This is a genomic window from Rhodanobacter spathiphylli B39 (assembly GCF_000264295.1).
GTDB lineage: Bacteria > Pseudomonadota > Gammaproteobacteria > Xanthomonadales > Rhodanobacteraceae > Rhodanobacter > Rhodanobacter spathiphylli.
In genome coordinates, this window is sequence record NZ_AJXT01000036.1 from 1 (window position 1) to 19916 (window position 19916).

General features: G+C 68.5%; 20 protein-coding genes. 13 read left to right on the forward strand and 7 right to left on the reverse strand.

Annotation, left to right across the window (positions count from 1 at the left end):
• Window positions 1-659: 659 nt before the first annotated feature.
• The 4 genes from olsF to UU7_RS11650 all read left to right on the forward strand — a co-directional run bounded on the left by olsF (window position 660) and on the right by UU7_RS11650 (window position 3760).
• Complete coding sequence (gene olsF, locus UU7_RS11635; protein WP_007808492.1) at window positions 660-2381, forward strand: bifunctional ornithine lipid synthase OlsF; 1722 nt, start codon at window positions 660-662, stop codon at window positions 2379-2381.
• Between the two features lie 265 nt (window positions 2382-2646).
• The gene (locus UU7_RS11640) at window positions 2647-3126 is read left to right on the forward strand and encodes a helix-turn-helix domain-containing protein (RefSeq protein WP_007808494.1); all 480 of its coding nucleotides are present in this window, start codon (window positions 2647-2649) and stop codon (window positions 3124-3126) included.
• Window positions 3123-3548, forward strand: coding sequence for a VOC family protein (locus UU7_RS11645; protein ID WP_007808496.1), 426 nt, complete (start codon window positions 3123-3125; stop codon window positions 3546-3548). Before UU7_RS11640 ends, UU7_RS11645 begins: the two co-directional genes overlap by 4 nt.
• On the forward strand, window positions 3545-3760 hold the full coding sequence (locus UU7_RS11650) for a hypothetical protein (RefSeq protein WP_007808498.1): 216 nt from the start codon (window positions 3545-3547) through the stop codon (window positions 3758-3760). Before UU7_RS11645 ends, UU7_RS11650 begins: the two co-directional genes overlap by 4 nt.
• A 20-nt stretch (window positions 3761-3780) precedes the next feature.
• On the opposite strand, the gene UU7_RS11655 is transcribed toward UU7_RS11650, so the two are convergent.
• Together UU7_RS11655 and UU7_RS11660 are read right to left on the reverse strand one after the other, a co-directional pair.
• Entirely contained in the window at window positions 3781-5073 is a 1293-nt protein-coding gene (locus UU7_RS11655; protein ID WP_007808499.1) for an MFS transporter, read from the reverse strand.
• Window positions 5074-5133: 60 nt separating this feature from the next.
• Entirely contained in the window at window positions 5134-5721 is a 588-nt protein-coding gene (locus UU7_RS11660; RefSeq protein WP_007808501.1) for a DUF2239 family protein, read from the reverse strand.
• Window positions 5722-5870: 149 nt separating this feature from the next.
• Between UU7_RS11660 and UU7_RS11665 the strand changes: the two genes are divergently transcribed.
• The 3 genes from UU7_RS11665 to UU7_RS11675 all read left to right on the forward strand — a co-directional run bounded on the left by UU7_RS11665 (window position 5871) and on the right by UU7_RS11675 (window position 9440).
• Complete coding sequence (locus tag UU7_RS11665) at window positions 5871-7265, forward strand: M16 family metallopeptidase (RefSeq protein WP_007808503.1); 1395 nt, start codon at window positions 5871-5873, stop codon at window positions 7263-7265.
• A complete protein-coding gene (locus UU7_RS11670) occupies window positions 7262-8737 on the forward strand; it encodes a M16 family metallopeptidase (protein WP_007808505.1) in 1476 nt (491 codons plus the stop codon). The genes UU7_RS11665 and UU7_RS11670 overlap by 4 nt, the downstream gene beginning before the upstream one ends.
• Before the next feature lie 175 nt (window positions 8738-8912).
• Window positions 8913-9440: an acyloxyacyl hydrolase gene (locus UU7_RS11675; protein WP_007808507.1), complete on the forward strand. Its 528-nt coding sequence runs from the start codon at window positions 8913-8915 to the stop codon at window positions 9438-9440.
• 66 nt (window positions 9441-9506) lie between these two features.
• On the opposite strand, the gene UU7_RS11680 is transcribed toward UU7_RS11675, so the two are convergent.
• From UU7_RS11680 to UU7_RS11700, 5 genes are all read right to left on the reverse strand, one after another.
• A complete protein-coding gene (locus tag UU7_RS11680) occupies window positions 9507-11033 on the reverse strand; it encodes a DHA2 family efflux MFS transporter permease subunit (protein ID WP_007808509.1) in 1527 nt (508 codons plus the stop codon).
• A 143-nt stretch (window positions 11034-11176) separates the two neighbouring features.
• A complete protein-coding gene (locus tag UU7_RS11685) occupies window positions 11177-12376 on the reverse strand; it encodes an efflux RND transporter periplasmic adaptor subunit (RefSeq protein WP_040673350.1) in 1200 nt (399 codons plus the stop codon).
• Window positions 12377-12385: 9 nt separating this feature from the next.
• Window positions 12386-13852 carry an efflux transporter outer membrane subunit gene (locus UU7_RS11690; RefSeq protein WP_007808512.1) on the reverse strand — a complete coding sequence of 489 codons (1467 nt, stop codon included), beginning with the start codon at window positions 13850-13852 and terminating at the stop codon, window positions 12386-12388.
• A 38-nt stretch (window positions 13853-13890) separates the two neighbouring features.
• Window positions 13891-14370, reverse strand: a complete 480-nt coding sequence (locus tag UU7_RS11695) for a MarR family winged helix-turn-helix transcriptional regulator (protein ID WP_040673355.1) — start codon at window positions 14368-14370, stop codon at window positions 13891-13893.
• A 71-nt stretch (window positions 14371-14441) separates the two neighbouring features.
• A complete protein-coding gene (locus tag UU7_RS11700; RefSeq protein WP_007808516.1) occupies window positions 14442-14711 on the reverse strand; it encodes a hypothetical protein in 270 nt (89 codons plus the stop codon).
• 151 nt (window positions 14712-14862) lie between these two features.
• Here UU7_RS11700 and UU7_RS11705 point away from each other — a divergent pair, with 151 nt between their 5' ends.
• The 6 genes from UU7_RS11705 (at window position 14863) to UU7_RS11730 (ending at window position 19900) form a co-directional block, all read left to right on the forward strand.
• Window positions 14863-15660: an AraC family transcriptional regulator gene (locus UU7_RS11705; protein WP_007808517.1), complete on the forward strand. Its 798-nt coding sequence runs from the start codon at window positions 14863-14865 to the stop codon at window positions 15658-15660.
• Between the two features lie 129 nt (window positions 15661-15789).
• A complete protein-coding gene (locus UU7_RS11710) occupies window positions 15790-16335 on the forward strand; it encodes a DsrE family protein (protein ID WP_007808519.1) in 546 nt (181 codons plus the stop codon).
• Window positions 16336-16359: 24 nt separating this feature from the next.
• On the forward strand, window positions 16360-17295 hold the full coding sequence (locus tag UU7_RS11715) for a substrate-binding domain-containing protein (protein WP_007808521.1): 936 nt from the start codon (window positions 16360-16362) through the stop codon (window positions 17293-17295).
• A 10-nt stretch (window positions 17296-17305) separates the two neighbouring features.
• Entirely contained in the window at window positions 17306-17968 is a 663-nt protein-coding gene (locus tag UU7_RS11720; RefSeq protein WP_083845979.1) for a c-type cytochrome, read from the forward strand.
• Window positions 17965-18897, forward strand: a complete 933-nt coding sequence (locus UU7_RS11725; protein ID WP_007808526.1) for a c-type cytochrome — start codon at window positions 17965-17967, stop codon at window positions 18895-18897. The genes UU7_RS11720 and UU7_RS11725 overlap by 4 nt, the downstream gene beginning before the upstream one ends.
• A gap of 151 nt (window positions 18898-19048) precedes the next feature.
• Window positions 19049-19900, forward strand: coding sequence for an alpha/beta fold hydrolase (locus tag UU7_RS11730; RefSeq protein ID WP_007808528.1), 852 nt, complete (start codon window positions 19049-19051; stop codon window positions 19898-19900).
• Window positions 19901-19916 lie beyond the last annotated feature (16 nt).

Below are 19916 nucleotides of genomic sequence, written 5' to 3' on the forward strand. Positions count from 1 at the left end.
GAACTAAAGGGGACGTGGCTAATTAAATCGGTTGGGGGGTACATGCCGCCATAGTGCTGCAGGTGGCTGACCAGATCTGCCGGCGGGCGCTCTGCCGAGGGTGGCCTCGGCTTAATTGGCCACGTCTCTTTTTTGACGGCGAAACCGATCCGAACTACGGTCGTACGCTGTCGTACCAGACCCCGCGCACTGTTCGCCTGGGCGTACGTTACGACTTCTCGCTGTAATTCAACACCGCCGGGGGGCAACCCCCGGCACCGCTGCCCAGAGTTGAGCCGCCGGTAACCCCGGCGGCTTTTTTTTGGATCAAGAAACCCTGGTGAGGAGGGACGGTGGTGTCGAGCGCATAAGTGCGTTGAAGACGCCCCCTTCGTCACCGGACCAAGCCGTGTCTCGTTTCGCGAAGGTGCTTGCGGTCCGACTGGTTGAAGGCTGGCAGATCATCGAGAGCGCCGTTCCGCCGTACGAAGCGCGGCCCACGGGTTGTTCACGATAGCGGGCAAAGCTCAGTCGCTCTTCACGTGCTGCGCCAGGCAATGAACGCAATGCTCGGGCCTGCCGCCGACGCGCCGCTGCAAGCGCCGCCTGCTTGGCCGCCTCACCGACCGATTGTCACAATCCCCCTGCACGATGGCGGCAGTCGATTCGAGGACACCGCCATGCTGAGTATCGAGCAGTCACTGGTCGAGCGCCTGCCGTGGCTCGCGCGGTATCCGGCCATCCGTCGCCCGGTGTCGGGCATGCTCGGGCGGCTGGCCGACGAGGACGGTTTCAATCGCGTGCTGAGCCGGGTCGGCACGGCCGAGGGTTTCGATTTTGTCGAGCGGGTGCTGGATGTGCTGGGCACCAGCTGTCAGCTCAACCTGCGCGAACGCGAACACATCCCGCTGGAGGGTCCGCTGCTGGTGGTGGCCAATCATCCGCTGGGGATGCAGGACGCACTGGCGCTGCTGCAGCTGATCGGTTCGGTGCGCCCTGACGTGCGCATCCTCGGCAACGACTGGCTGGCGACGGTGCCGCAACTGGGTCGGCTGCTGCTGCCGGTGGATGTGTTCGGCAAGGGTGCGGCATCGCAGCTGCGCGGGATCTACCGTGCGCTCGACGATGGCCAGGCGCTGATCATCTTTCCCGCTGGCGAGGTGTCGCGGATGCGCCCCGATGGCGTGCGCGACGGGCGCTGGTCGGACGGTTTTGCGCGGCTGGCATTGCGGCGAAATGTACCGGTGTTGCCGGTGCACGTGGCCGCGCGCAATTCGACGATGTTCTACGGCATGTCGATGCTGGCCAGGCCGCTGAGCACGGCGATGCTGCCCCGCGAGGCGGTGGCGCCGGGCAGCCGGCGCATCGGTTTCAGCATCGGCGCGCTGGTGGCGGCGAGCGAGCTTGCACAGCGCAGCGGTGGCTCGCCGACGCAGGCGGCCAGGTTGATGCGACGGCATGTGTATCGGGTCGGCCGGCATCGTGGGCTGATCTTCGGTGGCCAGGCGCCGCTGGCGCATCCGGAGCCGGCCGGGCAGGTGGCGGCCGAACTGGCGCGTGCCGAGCTGCTGGCCGAACTCAACGATGGCAAGCAACTGCTGTTGCTCAAGGGCAGTGCCGACAGCGCGGTGCTGCGCGAGATCGGCCGCCTGCGCGAGCTGACCTTCCGCAAGGTCGGCGAGGGCGTGGGTGCGCGTCGCGACCTGGATGCGTTCGATCCGCACTACGAGCATCTGGTGTTGTGGGACGGCAAGGCGTTGCGCATCGCCGGGTCGTACCGGTTTGGCCATGGCGGCAAGCTGCTGGCCGAACGGGGCATGCAGGGCCTGTATACCTCCGGCCTGTTCGACTATTCGCCGGCGCTGGAATCGCGGCTGGCGCAGGGACTGGAACTGGGGCGCAGTTTCATTGCGCCGGCGTACTGGCGTTCGCGCGCGCTGGACCAGTTGTGGCAGGGCATCGGCCTGTACCTGCAACGCCACCCCGGGCTGCGTTACCTGTTCGGCCCGGTGAGCATGTCGGTCAGCCTGCCGCGCGAGGCGCGCGAATGGATCGCCGCCGCGCACCAGCACTATTTCGGTGCGCCGGGGCTGGCGGCGGCCAGGCAGCCGTTCGTGATCTCCGCGGAAGTCAGCCAGGGCGTGCGACAGGCGCTGGAAGGACTGGACGCTCCCGCCGGCCTGGGCAAGCTGAAGCATCATCTGGATGCGCTGGGCGTGAGCCTGCCGGTGCTGTATCGCCAGTATGTCGACCTGGTCGAGCCGTCGGGCGTGCAGTTCCTGGACTTCGGCGAAGACCCCGGTTTCTCCGGCTGCGTCGACGGACTGGTGATGCTGGACCTGGCGGCGCTCAAGCCCGCCAAGCGGGCACGCTATCTGGGCAAGCCGGCCGGCGCCGCCTGACATCCGGAACCGCCCCTGAAATCGCGACGCCCCGGTCCTTGCCATAGCGGCGGCGTCGGATCGCCAGGCCGGAACGCACCGACAGCATCTGCGCCTGATCGCGCCTGCCCATCTCGCGGTCGGCGGCCATGGCTGCCGGCCGGGGGAACTGGCATGGCGCGACACGCGGACTTGCGCAATTCGTGCTCAGGGTCTGCTTCCGCCACCTTGCCAGGCATGGTCCGCGTTGTAGGCTCTGCTGCGTTCACGAGATTGGCGAGGGCACATGGGCCAGAGTCCCGAACTGTTGCGGCGCCTGCTGCGGGCGAAGGACCGGATGGATGGGTCACCCCACGAAGAGTGGCCGGTGCGTCGGCTGGCGCAGGTAAGCGCGGTGTCGGCAGCGCATTTTGCGCGCTCGTTCCGGGGTGCGTTCGGCATGCCGCCGCACCGCTATCTGCTCACCCGGCGCATCGAGCGCGCCACGGCGTTGCTGCGCGATACCGATATGGCCGTCACCGAGATCGCGCTGCAGACTGGCTGGAGCAGCATCGGCACCTTCGGGCGGATCTTCCGCGACATCACCGGCGAGAGCCCGGGGGAGTTCCGCGCACGCCAGCGGGCGATGCCGCACGGGCACGGGCGTGTTCCGGAGTGCATCGTGCGCGCCGCGCATCGGCCCGATCTCAAGAGCGCAGTTTCGGAGAAGCGGCGCAGCGCGGTGGCCGGTAAAAAGGCACTCCAATCCACGGAGGTTCCACCATGACCCAAGGTGTCGATGTAGCCGGACTGTATGTCCGTGACCAGGATGAGGCGCTCGCGTTCTATGTCGGGAAGCTGGGCTTTGTCGTCCATGCCGATGCGCGCAACGGCGACTATCGCTGGCTGACCGTGCGGCATCCGGAGCAGCCCTCGTTCCAGCTCGGCCTGTTCCGGCCGGGGCCGCCGATGCATGACGCGGCGACCGCGCAGACGCTCTGCGAAATGGTGGCCAAGGGCGCGATGCCGCCGCTGGTGCTGGTGGTGGACGACTGCCGGGCGGCCTTCGAGCGGCTGCAGGCGCTGGGCGTGGAATTCACCCAGGAACCCACCAGCCGCTACGGCACCGTCGACGCGGGCTTCCGCGATCCCTCGGGCAATGGCTGGAAGATGATCGAGGCGAAGGCGTCGGCGCAGGGGGCGGCATGAGCGCGAGCCAGTGGATCCGCCAGAGCCATCGCTGGCTGTCGATCGTGTTCACCCTCACCGTGATCGCGAACTTCGCCTGGCGCGGCATGAGCCCGCACGAACCGCCGGCGTGGCTGACCTACTCGCCGCTGCCGCCGCTGTTCGCGCAGTTGTTCAGCGGCCTGTACCTGTTCGCGCTGCCGTATGTCGCGAGGCGGCGTATCAAGGCGTGAGGCCGTAGCACGCGGTCGCTTCAGCCGGCCGCCACCGGCGCGGGTCGCTCCATCCCGATGCTGCGCAGCGCCGGGCTGCGCATGCAGGTCAGGGCGATCGCGGTGAGCAGCAGGCCGGCGCCGGCGAACAGGTCGGTGAGCGGGATCAACCTGAGCAGGCTGCCGGCGATCGCGGCCGAGATCGGCCCCAGGCCCATGAAGGTGAACATCAGCACGCTCATGGCGCGGCCCATCATCTCCGGCGCCACCCGGCGCTGGATCCAGCTGACGATGGCGATCTGCGCGATGCCGGCGAGCACGCCGGTGGCGGCCAGCAGCACCGCGCCGGTGACCGTCGCATGCACCAGCGCCAACGTGGCCAGGGCCAGGCCGGCGAGGCTGTCGATGGTCAGCACCATCAGGCCGAGGCGGCCGCGCATGATGCGGCTGGCGTGGCCGGACAGGAAACTGCCCAGCAGCATGCCGCCGCCGTTGGCAGTCATCAGGATGCCCAGCGAGGCGGCGCCCAGATCCATCCGCGTATCGGCCAGCACCGGCAAGCCCACCTGCAGCGGGCCGCCGACGAACACCGAGACCACCGCCGCGTAGAGCATGAACGCGCGCAGCGGCAGGTCGGCCCAGATCATCCGCACGCCGCTGGCCACGTTGGCCAGCACGCCGCCCGCGGCGGGTTTCGGATCGAAGTCGCTGTGCACGCGGATCAGCAGCAGCGATGCCAGCGAGAAGGCGAAGCTGACCGCGTCGACGGCGAATGCCAGGCCCAGCCCTTCGGCATCCTGCATGGCCTGCGGCTGTGCGCCGTGCGTGCCCACGCTGATCACCACGCCGGCCAGCGCCGGGCCGACGAACATGCTGAGCTGGCGCATGCCCATCACCAGCGCGTTGGCCGGTTGCAGCTGATCCTTGCGCACCAGTTGCGGCAGGATTGCCGAGCCGGCCGGGTAGGCGAACGCGGTGGACAGGCCGATGCCCAGCGCGATCAGGTACACCAGCCACATGCGGATGTCGCCCAGCAGCACCAGCGCGGCCAGCAGCGCCACCAGCAGCGCGTTCACCCCGCGCGCGGCCAGCAGCACGCGGCGCGGCGACAGCCGGTCCACCAGTGCGCCGCCGATCAGCATGAACAGCGCGCGCGGCAGCGCCATCGCCGCCAGTACCAGGCCCAGCGCGGCGGGGTTGCCGGTGAGCTTCAGCACCAGCCACGGCAGCGCCACCAGGGTGAACTGGTCGCCCAGCATCGAGATCGTGCTGCCGCCGAACAGCAGGCGGAAGTTGTGGTTGGCGAAAACGGAATCGCGGTGGGCGGTGGCCATCGGTGGGTTCGCAGGTCGGGTGGCTGAGCGGGATGAAAATGCAATGGGCTGCCGCCCGGGTCAGCCGGCGTCCGCGCGCTCGTCCCAGGCGATCGCCGCCAGCTGTTGCAGGTGCGCGCTCACGTCCGCCGGCCACGCGGCGATCAGCGCGCCGAAGCGCTCGCGGTCGCCGCGGTAGAAGGCGCGCGAGGCTTCCTCGTAACCCGGTTCGTCGCCGGCCATCACGCGCATGAAGCGATCGACCGATTCGATCGCCTGGCGTGCGCGCTCCTTCGCGCCACCCTGGCGGATGGACTGCTCGACCAGTCGCCGCAGCACCGCCGAGGCGCCGCCGGGTTGCTGGCCCAGCCAGTCCCAGTGTCGTGGCAGCAGGGTGACTTCGCGTGGCACCACGCCCAGCTTGGGGCGACCGGGTCCGCGGTTGGCCGGCTCGGCGGGTGTGGCAGGTGCCAGCCGGGCCAGCACGTCGTCGACGCTGCCGCGGAAGTCGATCTCGATCGGCCGGCTGTCGCGCTCGTCGAACACCAGCAGCGGTCCGGCGGCGCCCGCGTCCAGGCGCTGTTTGGCGGCACGGGCGACATCGGCCAGGGCGCCCTGGCCGATCCGCTGCGGGCCGTCGAAGGCGATGCAGGAGGTGGTTGGCAACATGTTTTGTCCGGGTAAATTCGTTTGGCGGATTTTATACGGATCAAATCCCCTGTCAATACTGCCCGGGTAAAAAGCGAGATGCGGCCGGGCATTCCCGCCCGCCGCGTGCGCCTTGTATGGTTGAGGCTTTCCACCCGAAAGGACTACGGATGACCAAGCGTCTGCGCACGGCCAGCTTGCTGGTTTCACTCGGTGTACTTGCCGCCACCGCGATTCCCCTGCCGTCAGCGGCCGCGGAACTCGCCGTGCCGCCGATCGCCTACCACCAGCGCACCTTGCCGAACGGCTTGCAGGTGCTCAGCGTGGAGGATCACGCCAGCCCCAACGTGGCGGTGCAGATGTGGTACCACGTCGGCTCGAAGGACGACCCGCAGGGACGCTCCGGTTTCGCGCACCTGTTCGAGCACCTGATGTTCAAGAGCACGAAGCACATGCACGCCGAGCAGTTCGACCGGCTGACCGAGGACGTGGGCGGCGCGAACAACGCCTCCACCGGCGACGACGTCACCAACTATTTCGAGATCGTGCCCAGCAACCACCTGCAGACCCTGCTGTGGGCCGAGGCGGAACGGTTGTCCAACCTCAACGTGGACGAGAAGAACTTCAAGTCCGAGCGCGCCGTGGTGGAAGAGGAATACCGCCAGAGCGTGCTGGCCAATCCTTACGGCAAGCTGTTCAACGCGATCGATCCGAAGTCGTACACGGTGCACCCGTACCAGCGCCCGACCATCGGCAGCATCGAGGATCTGGAAGCGGCGTCGCTGCAGAACGTGATCGACTTCCACGGCACCTTCTATCGTCCCGACAACGCCACCCTGATCGTCGCCGGCGACTTCGACCCGAAGCAGCTCAATGCCTGGGTCGACCAGTACTTCGGCGGGATCGCGAAACCGGCCACGCCGATTCCGCAGGTCACCGCGAAGGAACCCGCGCGCAGCAAGGACCAGCACTACACCGTCACCAGCGAGACCGCGCCGCTGCCCGGCGTGGCGATCACCTGGCTGATCCCGCCGGCGTCCGACAGCGCCGACAGCATCGCCCTGAAAGTGGCGGCGGCGCTGCTGTCGCAGGGCGAATCCTCGCGCCTGTACCAGTCGCTGGTGTATCGCCACCAGGTTGCCCAGGAAGCGGGCGCCGATGCCGACAGCCGCGTCGGCCCGGGCCTGTTCACCGCCTACGCGATCCTCGCCAGCGGCCACCAGCCGGCCGAGGCGGCCAAGCTGCTGCATGAAGAGATCATCTGGCTGGCGACCCAGCCGATTCCCGACGCCGAGCTGGACAAGGTGAAGACCCAGTTGCTCACCTCCGCGCTGAAACAGCGCCAGACCGCCGAGGGCCTGGCGTTCGCCCTGGGCCAGGCCAGCCTGATCGACGGCAACGTGGAGCGCGTCAACACCGACCTGGATGCCTTGCAGAAGGTCAGCGAGAAAGACGTGCACCGGGTGTTGCAGAAATACGTCACCGGCGCGCACAGCGTCACCATCGACTACCTGCCGCAGGCTGCCGCAGCCAAGCCGGCCGCCGCACAGGGAGCAGTGAAATGAGCCGTCCGATGAAGCACTTCCGCCTGACCGCGCTGGCCGCCGCGCTGATCGCCAGCGGCAACCTGTTCGCCGCCGACTTCCCGGCCACGCCGCCGGCACCGGGTCCGGCACCCACGCTGAGCGTACCCACGCCGTCGTCGCAGACGCTGGCCAACGGCCTGCAGGTGATCAGCGTGCGCCGCGCCGGCCTGCCGCTGGTCACCGCGCAGCTGGTGGTGCGCAGCGGCGGCGAGATGGACCCGCCGACCCTGGCCGGCCTGGCTGACCTCACCGCCAACCTGCTGACCAAGGGCGCTGCCGGGAAGACCGCGCCGCAGATTGCCGCGGCGGCTGAAGCGCTGGGCGGCTCGCTCGGCGCCAGCGCCGGCTGGGACGAAAGCGCGGTGGGCATCACCGTGACCACGCCGAAAGTGCCGCAGGCGCTGCAACTGCTTTCCGAAGTGGTGCGCCAGCCGGACTTCAGCGAGGCCGAGCTGAAGCGCTCGAAGGCACAGGCGCTGGATGACCTGCACCTGATGCTGAGCCGGCCCACCACGCTGGCCTCGTTCGCGGCCAGTCGCGGCGTGTACGGCGATGGCGCCTACGGCCATTCGCGCAGCGGCACGCCCGGCTCGATCCCGCGCATCACGCGGGCCAGCGTGCAGCAGTTGCACGCGGCGCTGTATCGCCCGGACAACGCGATGCTGATCCTCACCGGTGACATCACGCCGGCGCAGGCGCAGCAACTGGCGCAGGCCAGCTTCGGCGACTGGGCCAGGCCGGGCACGCCGCTGCCAGCGCGACCGACCGGCAGCCACGCCGGCCGGCTTCCCGCAGTGCTGCTGATCGACCAGCACGGCGCCGGCCAGGCCGGCGTGGTCGCCGCGCATCCGGCGCCGTCGCGGGCCGATCGCGGCTACTACGTGGGCACGGTGGCCAATGCGGTGCTCGGTGGTTCGTACTCGGCGCGCCTCAACGAGGAGATCCGCATCAAGCGCGGCCTGTCCTACGGCGCCAACAGCCGCCTGATGCCGCTGCACGACGCCGGCATGTGGCTGGCCGCGGCGCAGACCAAGAACCCGTCCGCGCCCCAGGTGGTGGAGCTGATGCTGGGCGAGTTCAAGCGGCTCGGCGGCACGCGGGTTTCCGCCGACGAACTGGCCGCGCGCAAGGCCACCCTGATCGGCGGCTACGGCCGCAGCCTGGAAACCACCGCCGGGCTGGCCAACGAAGTCGGCGACCTGGCCGTCTACGGCGTGCCGCTGGACGAGATCGGCAAGTACATCGCCCAGGTGCAGGCGGTGACCCCGAAGCAGATCGAGAAGTACGCCGACAAGTACCTCACTGCTGATGCCGGCACCGTGGTGGTGGTGGGCGACGCCTCGAAATTCGCCGCGGAGATCCGCAAGACGCACCCACAGGCGGTGCTGCTGGAGTCGACCGCGCTGGATCTGGACAGCCCGACCCTGCAACCCGGCTCCGCCGCGAAATAGCCCTCGACACAGCCGTCTCAACCCGGCGTTCACCCGACCCCGGCCATCGTGCCGGGGTTTTTCGTGCCTGGTGAAACACCGTGTTGCCGAGATCACCCGAATGGATGGGGCGGGAGGCGCGCGACGTTTGGTAAACTGTAAGGTACATTAATTCCTTCCACTCCCCGGAATTCCCATGTCCCTCCGCACTCTTGCTCGTCACGCCCTCGCCCTCGGCCTGATTGCCGCCGCCGTGCCCGCCACGGCCGCCACCCGCATCGAGATCCAGGGCGGGCGCAGCTACATGGACAGCTACGGCAGCCATGCCGCCTTCGTCGAGGCGGTGTTCCCGGCGCAACCGATCGGCGGCACCCGCTACAGCTGGTCGCCCGACGTGTCGCTGGGCTGGATCGATGGCCGCGACGTGCATCGTTACGACTACAGCTCCTACACCACCCGCCCTTCGGTGGCGCTGCTGGCCGCCGGTGTGCGCGTCCACCACGGTGACGCGGGCGACTGGTACCAGCCGCTGTTCGCCAGCTTTCAGGTGGCCGCCACCAACCATGCCACCCAGGCGCTGTCCAGCCACTACCAGTTCGTCAGCACGCTGGGTTGGCAGGCGAAACACTTCACCCTGGCGATCCGCCATGTCTCCAACGGCGGCCTGAGCGGACCGAACCGCGGCGAGACGATGGCGGTGGTCGGCGTGGCCTTCGATATCTGAATCAACGGAAGCACGACGGCCCCGAACGGGGCCGTCGTGCTGTTGCGGGTCGCCTGCGCGGTGAGCTCAGTGGCCGCCGGCGGCCGGTCCGGCCTTGGCACCGAACGGCGGCTTGGCCAGCCAGATCACCAGCACCAATCCCAGGAAGATCCAGCCCAGCGCATGGAACACCTCGTTGAACGCGATCTGGTAGCCCTGCTGGGTGATCATGTTGTTGATCAGGCTGCTGGCGCCCTGCGCGTCGCCGTGGCCGAGCTGGCTGATCGCTGCCTGTGAAGTGGGGTCGTAGGCGGTGATGTGTTCGGCCAGCTGCTCGTGGTGGCTTACCGCGCGGCGCTCCCACAGCAAGGTGGTGATCGAGGCCGAGAAGCTGCCGCCCAGCGTGCGCAGGAAGGTGGCCAGGCCCGATCCGGAGGCGATCTCGTTCTGCTGCAGGTCCGACAGCAGGATGGTCAGGATCGGCATGAAGAACAACGCCACGCCGAGGCCCTGCCACAGCTGCACCATCGCCACGTGGTAGAAATCGATGCCGATGAAGAAGTCCGAGCGCATGAAGCAGGTCATGCCCATCACCACGAACGCCACCGAGGCCAGCAGTCGCAGGTCGATCCGGCTGGCGTACTTGCCCACGAAGAAGGTCAGCAGCACCGGGATGACGCCCAGTGGGGCAGTGGCGTAACCGGCCCAGGTCGAGGTATAGCCCAGGTTGCGCTGCAGCCACAGCGGCACCAGCAGGCCGATCGAGAAGAACGCGGCGTAGGCCAGGATCAGCGCGATGGTGCCCGCGGTGAAATTGCGGTGGCGGAACAGTCGCAGGTCGACGATCGGGTCCTTGTCGGTCAGTTCCCAGATCAGGAAGATCGCGATGCTGATCGCCGAGACGATGCTGGTGACGATGATGAAGGTGGAGTTGAACCAGTCCTCGTCGTTGCCCTTGTCCAGCACGATCTGCAACGCGCCGACGCCGATGATCAGGGTGATCAGGCCGACGTAGTCGATCTTCGGACGCTCGGTCTTCTCGACCTTGCCGCGCAGCTGGCTGGCCACCACCATGCTGGCGAAGATGCCGATCGGCACGTTGATGAAGAAGATCCACGGCCACGAATAGTTGTCGGTGATCCAGCCGCCCAGGATCGGCCCGGCGATCGGCGCCACCACCGTGACCATCGCCAGCAGCGCCAGCGCCATGCCGCGCTTGGCCGGCGGGTAGATGCCGATCAGCAGGCTCTGCGTGATCGGATACATCGGCCCGGCCACGGCTCCCTGCAGGGCGCGGAACAGGATCAGCATCTCCATGCTTTGCGAGACGCCGCAGAGAAACGAGGTCAGCGCGAACAGCAGGGTGCAGGCGGTGAACAGCCGCACTTCCCCGAAGCGTCGGGTGAGGAAGCCGGTCAGCGGCAGCGAGATCGCCATGCTCACCGCGAACGAGGTGATCACCCAGGTGCTCTGGTTGTTGCTGACGCCGAGGTTGCCGGCGATCGTCGGCAACGACACGTTGGCGATCGTGGTGTCCAGCACCTGCATGAAGGTCGCCAGCGACAGGCCGATCGTGCTCAGTGCCAGATTGGGTGGACGGAATTGGGTGGTCATCGGCGTCGGTCAGTGATGGGGCTTTTGCTTGCTCCTCCCCCTGCAGGCAGGGGGAGGTTGGAAGGGGGTGACGCTCTTGACCTTCCCTCAAGATCAAGAGCGAACCCCACCCCAACCCTCCCCCGCGAGCAGGGGAGGGGGCTTCATTTTCCGCCAGCCATGTTGGCGTGGATGATCTGGTTGATCGTCGCGTCCGCGGTGACCAGCTGCCGTTTGTAGACGTCGGTGCTGAAGGCAGGCTGGGTCGGCGACTTCTGCGCCAGGGTCGGGCCGTTCTGGTCGTGCAGGTTCACGTCCACGGTCACCGACATGCCCAGTCGCAGCGGGTGCTTGTCCAGGGTGGCCGGATCGTCGAACACCACGCGCACGGGAATGCGCTGCACGATCTTGATCCAGTTGCCGGTCGCGTTCTGCGCCGGCAGCAGCGAGAACGCGCTGCCGGTGCCGACGCCCAGGCTCTGCACCTTGCCCTTGTACTTCACCGAGCCGCCGTAGACGTCCGACTCGATCTCCACCGGCTGGCCGATGCGCATCTTCGTGAGCTGGGTTTCCTTGAAGTTCGCATCCACCCACACGCCGTGCAGCGGCACCACCGCCATCAGCGCGGCACCCGGCTGCACGCGCTGACCGACCTGCACCGAGCGTTTGGCCACATAGCCGTCCACCGGTGCCACCAGGCTGGCGCGGGCGTCGTCCAGATAGGCCGCCCGCAACCTGGCTGCGGCAACCTGCACGTCCGGGTGCGAGGCGACCACGGTGTCGTCCACCAGCACCTTGCTGGTCTGGTACTGCTGTTGCGAAGTGATCAGCGCGCTCTCCGCGGTGGTCAGCGCGTCGCTGGCGTGCGCCAGTTCCTCGGCCGAGATCGCCCCGGACTTGGCCAGCGCCACGCGGCGCTTGTAGTCGGCGCGGGCCTTGTCGACCGCGGTCTTGCGCGCGGCCACGTCGGCCTGGGCGCCGTTCACGCTGGAATACAGGCCGCGCACCTTGCGCACGGTGTTGGCCAGGTTGGCCTTCGCCTCGGCCAGCGCCACGTCGGCATCGCTGGGATCGAGTTGCACCAGCACGTCGCCGGCGTGCACCAGGTCGCCGTCGTCGGCGCCGATGCTGACCACGGTGCCGGGCACCTGCGGGGTGATCTGCACCACGTTGCCGTTGACGTAGGCGTCGTCGGTGCCTTCGTACCAGCGGCCATCGAGGAAGTACCACAGCGCCCAGGCGATGATGCCGAGCAGCACCACCAGGCCGAGCAGGCGCAGCATGAAGCCGCGCGGATTCTTTTTCGGAGCGGCGGGAGTCGTGGCGGCCGTGCTATCGGCCGGAGTGGAAGTCGGGCTGGACATGGGGCTGCCTCAGGAACGTGGGATGGGGGAAGAAGAGGAGGGAGCGGGCGCGTCGGCCTGCGGCTGGAAGCCACCGCCGAGCGCCTCGATCAGCTGTACGGAAAGGTCGACCTGCTGCGCTTCCAGCGCGGCCACGCCGCGGTTGGCCGTCAGCAATTGCTGGCGCACCACGAGCGCTTCGAGATAGCTGCCGATGCCGGCCTGGTAACGCTGCTCGGCCAGCTGCCAGGCCTGCCGCGCCGCGGTCTGCGCCCGCCGCTGCGCGTCCAGCTGCAGTTGCACGGCATGCGCGGCGGAGAGTTCGTCGGCCACCTCGTTCAGTGCGCCGACCAGGGTCTGGTTGTACTGCGCCACGGCCAGGTCGTACTGCGCATCCTTGCCGGAAAGGTTGGCGCGCAGGCGGCCGCCGTCGAAGATCGGCAGGCTCAGCGTCGGGCCGAACTGGTAGAAGCGCGCGGGCAGGGTGAACGGATTGCCGCCACCCAGCGTGATCACGCCGGCCATCGCGCCCAGGCTGATGTTGGGCAGGAACTCGGTCTTCGCGGCCTTGATGTCCTTGCCGGCCGCCTCGACCCGCCAGCGCGCGGCGACCAGGTCGGCGCGGTGGCCGAGCAGGTCCAGCGGCAGGTTGTCGGGCACCGCGAGCTGGGCCGGGGTGAGCAGGTGCGGGCGGTGGATCTGCAGGCCGCGATCCGGGCCCTTGCCCAGCAGCACCGACAGCGAGGAACGGGCGGCGTCCACCGCGCGATCGGCCAGTGCGGCATCCTGCTGCGCCACGGCCACTTCGCCATCGGACTGCTTCAGCGCGATCTGGTTGTCGATGCCGGCGGCGACCCGCTGGCTGGTCAGCCTGCGGGCCTGGTTGGCGCGTTCCAGCTCGCCCCGGGCCAGATCCTGCTGGGTGAACGCATAGCCGAGCTGCGCATACGCGCGCGCCACGTTGCCGGACAGCTCGATGCGCGCGGCGCGGGCGTCGATCTCGGCGGCGCGGGCGGAACCCAGCGCGGCTTCCCACGCGGCGCGCTTGCCGCCCCACAGGTCGATGCCCCACTTGAAGCTCACGTCGGCGTACTTGGCCAGCGCGAAATGGCCGCCACCGGCATCCGCCGGCATCAGCGTGGTGGGGATGCGCGCGCCGGATACGCTGGCGCCGGCGTTGATCTCCGGCTTGCGCGCCGCGTCGGCAATCCCGGCCTCGGCCTGGGCCGCGCGGGCGCGCGCATCGGCCACGCCAAGGCCGGGATTGTCGTGCAGCGCCTCATCGATCAGTGCATCCAGCTGGCTGTCGCCCAGCGCGTGCCACCAGTCCTGCGCGGGCCATGCGGCCGGCGTCAGGTCCAGCCGCGCGAGGCTGCGCCCGGCTTTCAGCGAGGTGGCGTCGATGGGCGTGCCGTCCGGCTGCAGGCCGCCGCTGCTGGCGCAGCCGGCCAATGCCAGGGTCAGGGCGGTCGCAGCCGCCAGTAGGTGCAGACGCATGGGTGGAAGTCCGGGGAGGAGGGGGGATGGGGGAGGGATCAGTTCTTGTCGCGAAGCGCGCTCAGCACGCGCCCCAGGTAGTCATGCAACCGGGCCTGCTCGGTCGACGTCATCGAACGCTGCGCCGCCGCCATCACCCGCTCGCTGCACAACGAGGCGGAGTTCTGCCAGACCGCGTTGCCGGCACTGGTCAGCTCGATGCGCAGGGCGCGGCGGTCCTGTGCGTGCGGCGTGCGGCGCAGCAGGCCCTTGCGTTCGAGCTGGTCGAGCTGGCGCGTCATTGCGCCACCGTCGAGCTCCACCGCCCGAGCCAGCTCGGTGGCCGACACCGCGCCCAGCTGATGGGCCTTCTTCAGGATCAGGAACTGGGTGAAGCTCAGGTCCAGATCCTGCTTGGCCAGCTCGGCCTCGACCGCACGCACGATTTCGGCGCGCACCATGTTCAGCAGCATGCCCAGGCTCGGCGGGTGTGCCGGGTCGCCTGGGGTCGAGTGCAAAAGCGGGGCTTCGGTCTTCATGCCGCGCATTCTATTGCCAAAACTATAGTTGTCAAGGCAAATATGTCTGCGTCGATGCTTGCACGGGCAAATTACGCTCGAACGCCGCCCCCGCCCAGTTCCGCCAGTTCGTCGGCCAGCCAGGCCCGCAAGGCGGGATCGCGCAATTCGAACAGGTCGAACACGCCCAGCGCCCGCAGGGTGGGCAACTGGGCCAGCAACCGCGGTTCGACTTCGCGGCGCAGGGTTTCGGGGGTGGCGGGGTCGAGCATCAGCTGCGCCGCGGCGACGAAGGTGACGCAGGCCTCGTTGGCGTCGAGCGTGGGCCGGGTTCGCAGCAAGGTGGGGGTATTCACGGGCATCGGTTTCCTCCGGGATCAGATGGAAGACGTTTCTGCCGGCAGGGAATGGACAGAGCGCCAGAGGGACGTGCTGGATGGGTCGAACCAGTGTAGTTTTCCGCCCGCCTGGCCTGATAACGTGAATAAGTCAAAAAGTGTCGAGAACCCGCCAATGGGACACCAGGAACAATTTCTGCGCATCGAGCGGGCGGACGGCCCGGGCCTGATTGCCTTCGTCGTGAAGGACCTGGCGCCGGAACGGGAGAGCGTGTGGCACCGCCACCTGCGCGGCCAGTTCATGTACGTGGAAAGTGGCCTGGTATGCGTCCGCACCCGGCTCGGCCTGTGGACGCTGACGCCGCATCGGGTCGGCTGGATGCCGCCGGGCGAGGAACACACCGTCAGCGTGATCCAGAGCACCCAAGGTTGGGGCGTGTTCGTGGCGCCACAGGCCGCCGTCGGCATGCCGGACGAGCCCAGCGTGCTGGGCGCCAACGAGCTGATGCGGGCACTGGTGCATCGCGCCTCCGCCTGGGCCGACAGCGATCGGTTGGACGACGGGCAGCAACGCATCATGGACGTGCTGATGGACGAGATGCGCCGCGCGCGGATCGCCGATCATCCGCTGCACCTGCCGATGCCGGATGACCGGCGCCTGCTGCGCATCTCGCGCAAGCTGCTGGCCGAGCCGCACGACAACCGCAGCCTGGAGGCCTGGGCCGACTGGGCCGGGCTTTCGGCGCGCAGCCTGAGCCGGCTCTTTCGCAGCGAAACCGGCTGCAGCTTCGCCCAGTGGCGACAGCAGGCCCGGCTCAGCCGGGCGCTGGAGCGCCTGGCCGCCGGCGAGCAGGTGGGCGAGGTCGCCGATGCGCTGGGCTACGTCAGCGTCAGCGCCTTCGTGGCCATGTTCCGGCGCCAGTTCGGGCGGCCGCCGGCACGCTACTTCGCCCAGCGCTCCGCTCCGGTGTGATGGGCCTGGCGGGCACCGATAAGCCCGGCTTATCGGCCTGATCACAAATCCGTCCTTGGTCGACGAAGCGGTGCGGGCATAGCATGACCCGGCGCCATTTCGCGCTGCCGGAAAGTCAGCGAGGTCATCATGATCCGTTCGTTCGTGCCCGCGCTGCTTGCGCTGGCCCTGTTTTCCACCGGCGCCGTCGCCGGCAACGATTTCTGGCAGACCCCGACCATCCACGGCGCCGGCCGGATTCATCCGATGCCGCAGGCGGCCTATCAGCCCGATCGCCAGGCCACCTACAAGGTCGTGTTCAGCCTGGGCAAGGCCGGCGACAAGCCGACCATGGTGAGCCCGTCGCTGGATCACGTGGCGCGGGCGGTGAACCTCTACGTCAACGCCGGCGTGCCGCTGTCGCAGCTGAAATTCGTGGCGATCGCGGCCGGGCCGGCCACGCCGATCGTGTTGAACGACGCGCAGTACCGCAAGAAGTACGGCGTGGCCAATCCCAACCTGCCGCTGATCGCCCAGCTGCGCAAGGCCGGGGTGGACGTCGCCGTGTGCGCCCAGGCCGTCGCCGAACACGACTTCCAGTACGACTGGGTCGATCCGCAGGTCACCGTGGCGCTGTCCGGGCTGACCACGGTGATCGACCTGCAGCAGCAGGGTTACGCGTTGAGCCCGCAGTAAGTCCATCCACAGGAGCCAATCGTCATGCGCCATCCGATTCCCCGGCTGTTGCTGGCCGCCGCCGCATGCGTGCTGAGCGCTGCCGCCAGCGCCACCGACCAACCCGACTACCTGCCGCCGTGGAATCCGCCACCGGCCGGCCTGCAGTTCAGCGTGCCGCCGTTCGACGCGATCGCCGACCTGCACGGCGACATCGTCGATCCGCAGCTGGTGGTGTTCTTCGCCGGCAACCAGTTCATGGTGGTGCACGACCTGATGGACGCATTCCGGCAGGCGCATCCCGCCTACCAGCGGATCTTCGTGGAAACCCTGCCGCCGGGCATCCTGGCCAAGCAGATCGAGAGCGGCTCGCTGGTCATGGGCAACTTGCGCATCACCCATCGTCCGGACGTCTATACGGCCGGCAAGGGCGCCATCACCGACCGCCAGAAGGAGCGCGGCTGGTTCGCCGAGATGCATGACTACGCGCGCAATCCGCTGGCGATCCTGGTCGCCCGGGGCAACCCGAAGCACATCGCGGGGCTGGCCGACCTGGGTCGCGGCGACGTGCGGGTCAGCATGCCGAACCCGGCCTGGGAAGGCATCGCGAAGCAGATCGAGGCGAGCTACCGCAAGGCCGGTGGCGAGGCGCTCGACCACGCCATCATGCAGGCCAAGGTGGCCGACGGCACCACCTTCCTCACCCGCATCCATCATCGCCAGTCGCCGCTGCGCGTGCTGCAGGGCGAATCGGACGCGGCGCCGGTGTGGTCGACCGAGGCCTATTTCCAGCAGCAGATCCTGCATCGCCCGGTGGAAACCGTGGCCATCCCCGAGGCGCAGAACGCGGTCGCCACGTACACCGCCGCGCGCATGAAGAACGCACCGCACGCGCAGGCGGCGAAGGACTTCATGGCCTTCATGCAGAGCCCGGCCGCGGCCGCGGTGTATCGCAAGTACGGCTTTCTTCCCGCCCACTGAGGTGCACGCCATGTTCCGGCCAGCCATACGTCGTTTGTTCGGGATCGTCGCGCTGGCCGGCATCGGCATGCCGCCTGCTGCGCTGGCCGTCGATGCCGCCGCCATCGCCCATGCCGGCAACGGGCGCGGTGCCGCGCCGTGCATGGCCTGCCACGGCGCGGACGGCGCCGGCCAGGCGGCCGCGGACAATCCGCGACTGGCGGGCCTGGATGCCGCGTACCTGCGGAAGCAACTGGACGACTTCGCCAGCGGCACGCGCAGCAACCCGGTGATGCAGCCCATGGCAACCGCGCTGAGCGAAGACGAACGCCACGCGATGGCGACCTACTACAGCCAGCTGCCGCTGGCGATGAAACCGGCGACGGCGCTGCCCGCGCCCGACAGCGCCGGTGCAGTGCTGGCCACGCGGGGTGACTGGAGTCGCGGCGTGCCCGGCTGCGTGCAATGCCACGGCCCGGGCGGCAGCGGCGTGGGTGCGAACTTTCCGCCCCTGGCCGGCCAGCCCGCCAGCTACATCGAGGCCCAGTTGAAGGCTTGGCAGGAAGGCACGCGACACAACGATCCATTGCAGCTGATGCAGCATCTGTCCGCAGCGCTCAGTGCGCAGGACATCGAGTCGGTGGCGGCGTGGTTCGCGGCCCAACCTGTTCCGGTCGCGGAGACTGCGCCATGAAGTACGTGCTTGCGGCTTTCGCGTTCGCCTGTGGCCTGACCGCTTGCACCCAGAAGCCAGCGCCCGCGCCTGCACCGGCGACTGCCGCCCCGGTGCCGAAAGCGGTGGCCGCCGCGCCCGCGCCGACGACATTCTCGCCGCCGGCCGAGTCGGCGATTCCCGCCGGCCCGCTGGGCGACGTGATCCGCCAGGGGCGCGACATCTTCACCGACACGCCCACGCACGCGAAGGCGTACGTCGGCAACGGGCTGAGCTGCAGCAACTGCCACCTCGATGCCGGTCGCCAGGCGAACTCGGCACCGCTGTGGGGTGCCTATGGCGTGTACCCGCAGTACCGCAAGAAGAACGGCAAGGTGAACACCTTCGGCGAACGCCTGCAGGGCTGCTTCCGCTTCAGCATGAACGGCAAGGCGCCGCCGCTGGACAGTGCCGAGATGGTGGCGCTGGAGACCTACGCCTGGTGGATGGCCACGGGCGCGCCGGTGGGGAAGAAGCTGCCCGGGGCGGGCTATCCGAAGGCCGGCTTCAAGCCGCCGCAGCCACCGGACTACGCGCGTGGCGAAACCGTGTTCAGGAACAACTGCGCGCTCTGCCACGGCGACGACGGCCTGGGCCGGCAGGTTGCCGGGCGCAACGTGTTTCCGCCGCTGTGGGGGCCGCAGTCGTTCAACTGGGGTGCGGGCATGCACCAGCTGGACAACGCCGCGGCCTTCATCAAGGCGAACATGCCGTTCAGCCGGGGCAACACGCTGAGCGACCAGGACGCATGGGACGTGGCGATGTACATGGACGCGCACGAGCGGCCGCAGGACCCGCGCTTCGACGGCAGCGTCGGCGAGACGCGCAGGAAGTATCACGACACGCCGATGTCGCTGTACGGCACGGAAGTCCAGGGGCATCTGCTGGGCTCGCCGACCGGCATGCACTGAGTTTCCAGGAGGCTGCCGGCCTGGTGGCGGCAAGCCATGGTTGACCGGATTCATGCTCCGGCGTGTTGCGCCAGGGAGTGTTCGCCGGGCGTGCGCCAGGAGTAGAGTTCCGCCGACGGCGCAGGCGATGCCACCACCCACAGGAATGACCATGTCTCGTGTCTGGCTGCTCGTTCTGCTCGTCCTGGTATCGCCGGCCAGTGTTGCCGTCGAGCGCTGGCAGACGCTGCCAGCGGCACCCGCACCGGTCGCCATGGCGCGCCACGGCCACGTCGAAACGCAGGGTGCGCGACTCTATTACGCCGTCACCGGCAAGGGTTCGCCGGTCCTGCTGCTGCACGGCGGACTGGGCAGTTCCGACGATTGGGGCAACCAGGTCGGCGCGCTGTCCGCGCACCACACCGTCATCGTGATGGACAGCCGCGGCCAGGGTCGCAGCAGCCACGATGCGCGGCCCTTCAGCTACGACCTGATGGCCGATGACGTGGTGGCGCTGCTCGACGCACTGAAGCTGGACAAGGTCGACGTGGTCGGCTGGAGCGACGGCGCCAACATCGGCCTTGACCTGGCGATGCGTCATCCCTCGCGCATCGGCAAGCTGTTCGCGTTCGGCGCCAATGCGAGCACCTCCGGCATGTCCACCACCGGAGAGACGAATCCGATCGTCCCCCTGCTGATGAAGCACATGGGCGCCAGCTACGCCCGGTTGTCGCCCACGCCGAAGGGTTTCGAGGCGCTTGCTACGCAGATGGGCACGATGTGGTCGACCGAGCCGGACTGGAGCGATGCGCAGCTGAAGACGATCACGTCGCCGGTGTGGATCGTCGATGGCGACCATGAGGAATTCATCCGCCGCGAGCACACCGAACACGTCGCCGCCGCGATTCCCGGCGCCGGCCTGATGATCCTGCCCAACGTCAGCCACTTCGCCCCGCTGCAGGCGCCAGCGCTGTTCAATGCGGCGGTGTTGCAATTTCTCGATGGTGAATCGACCGCCCACTGAAGACGGCCCGCGCGGG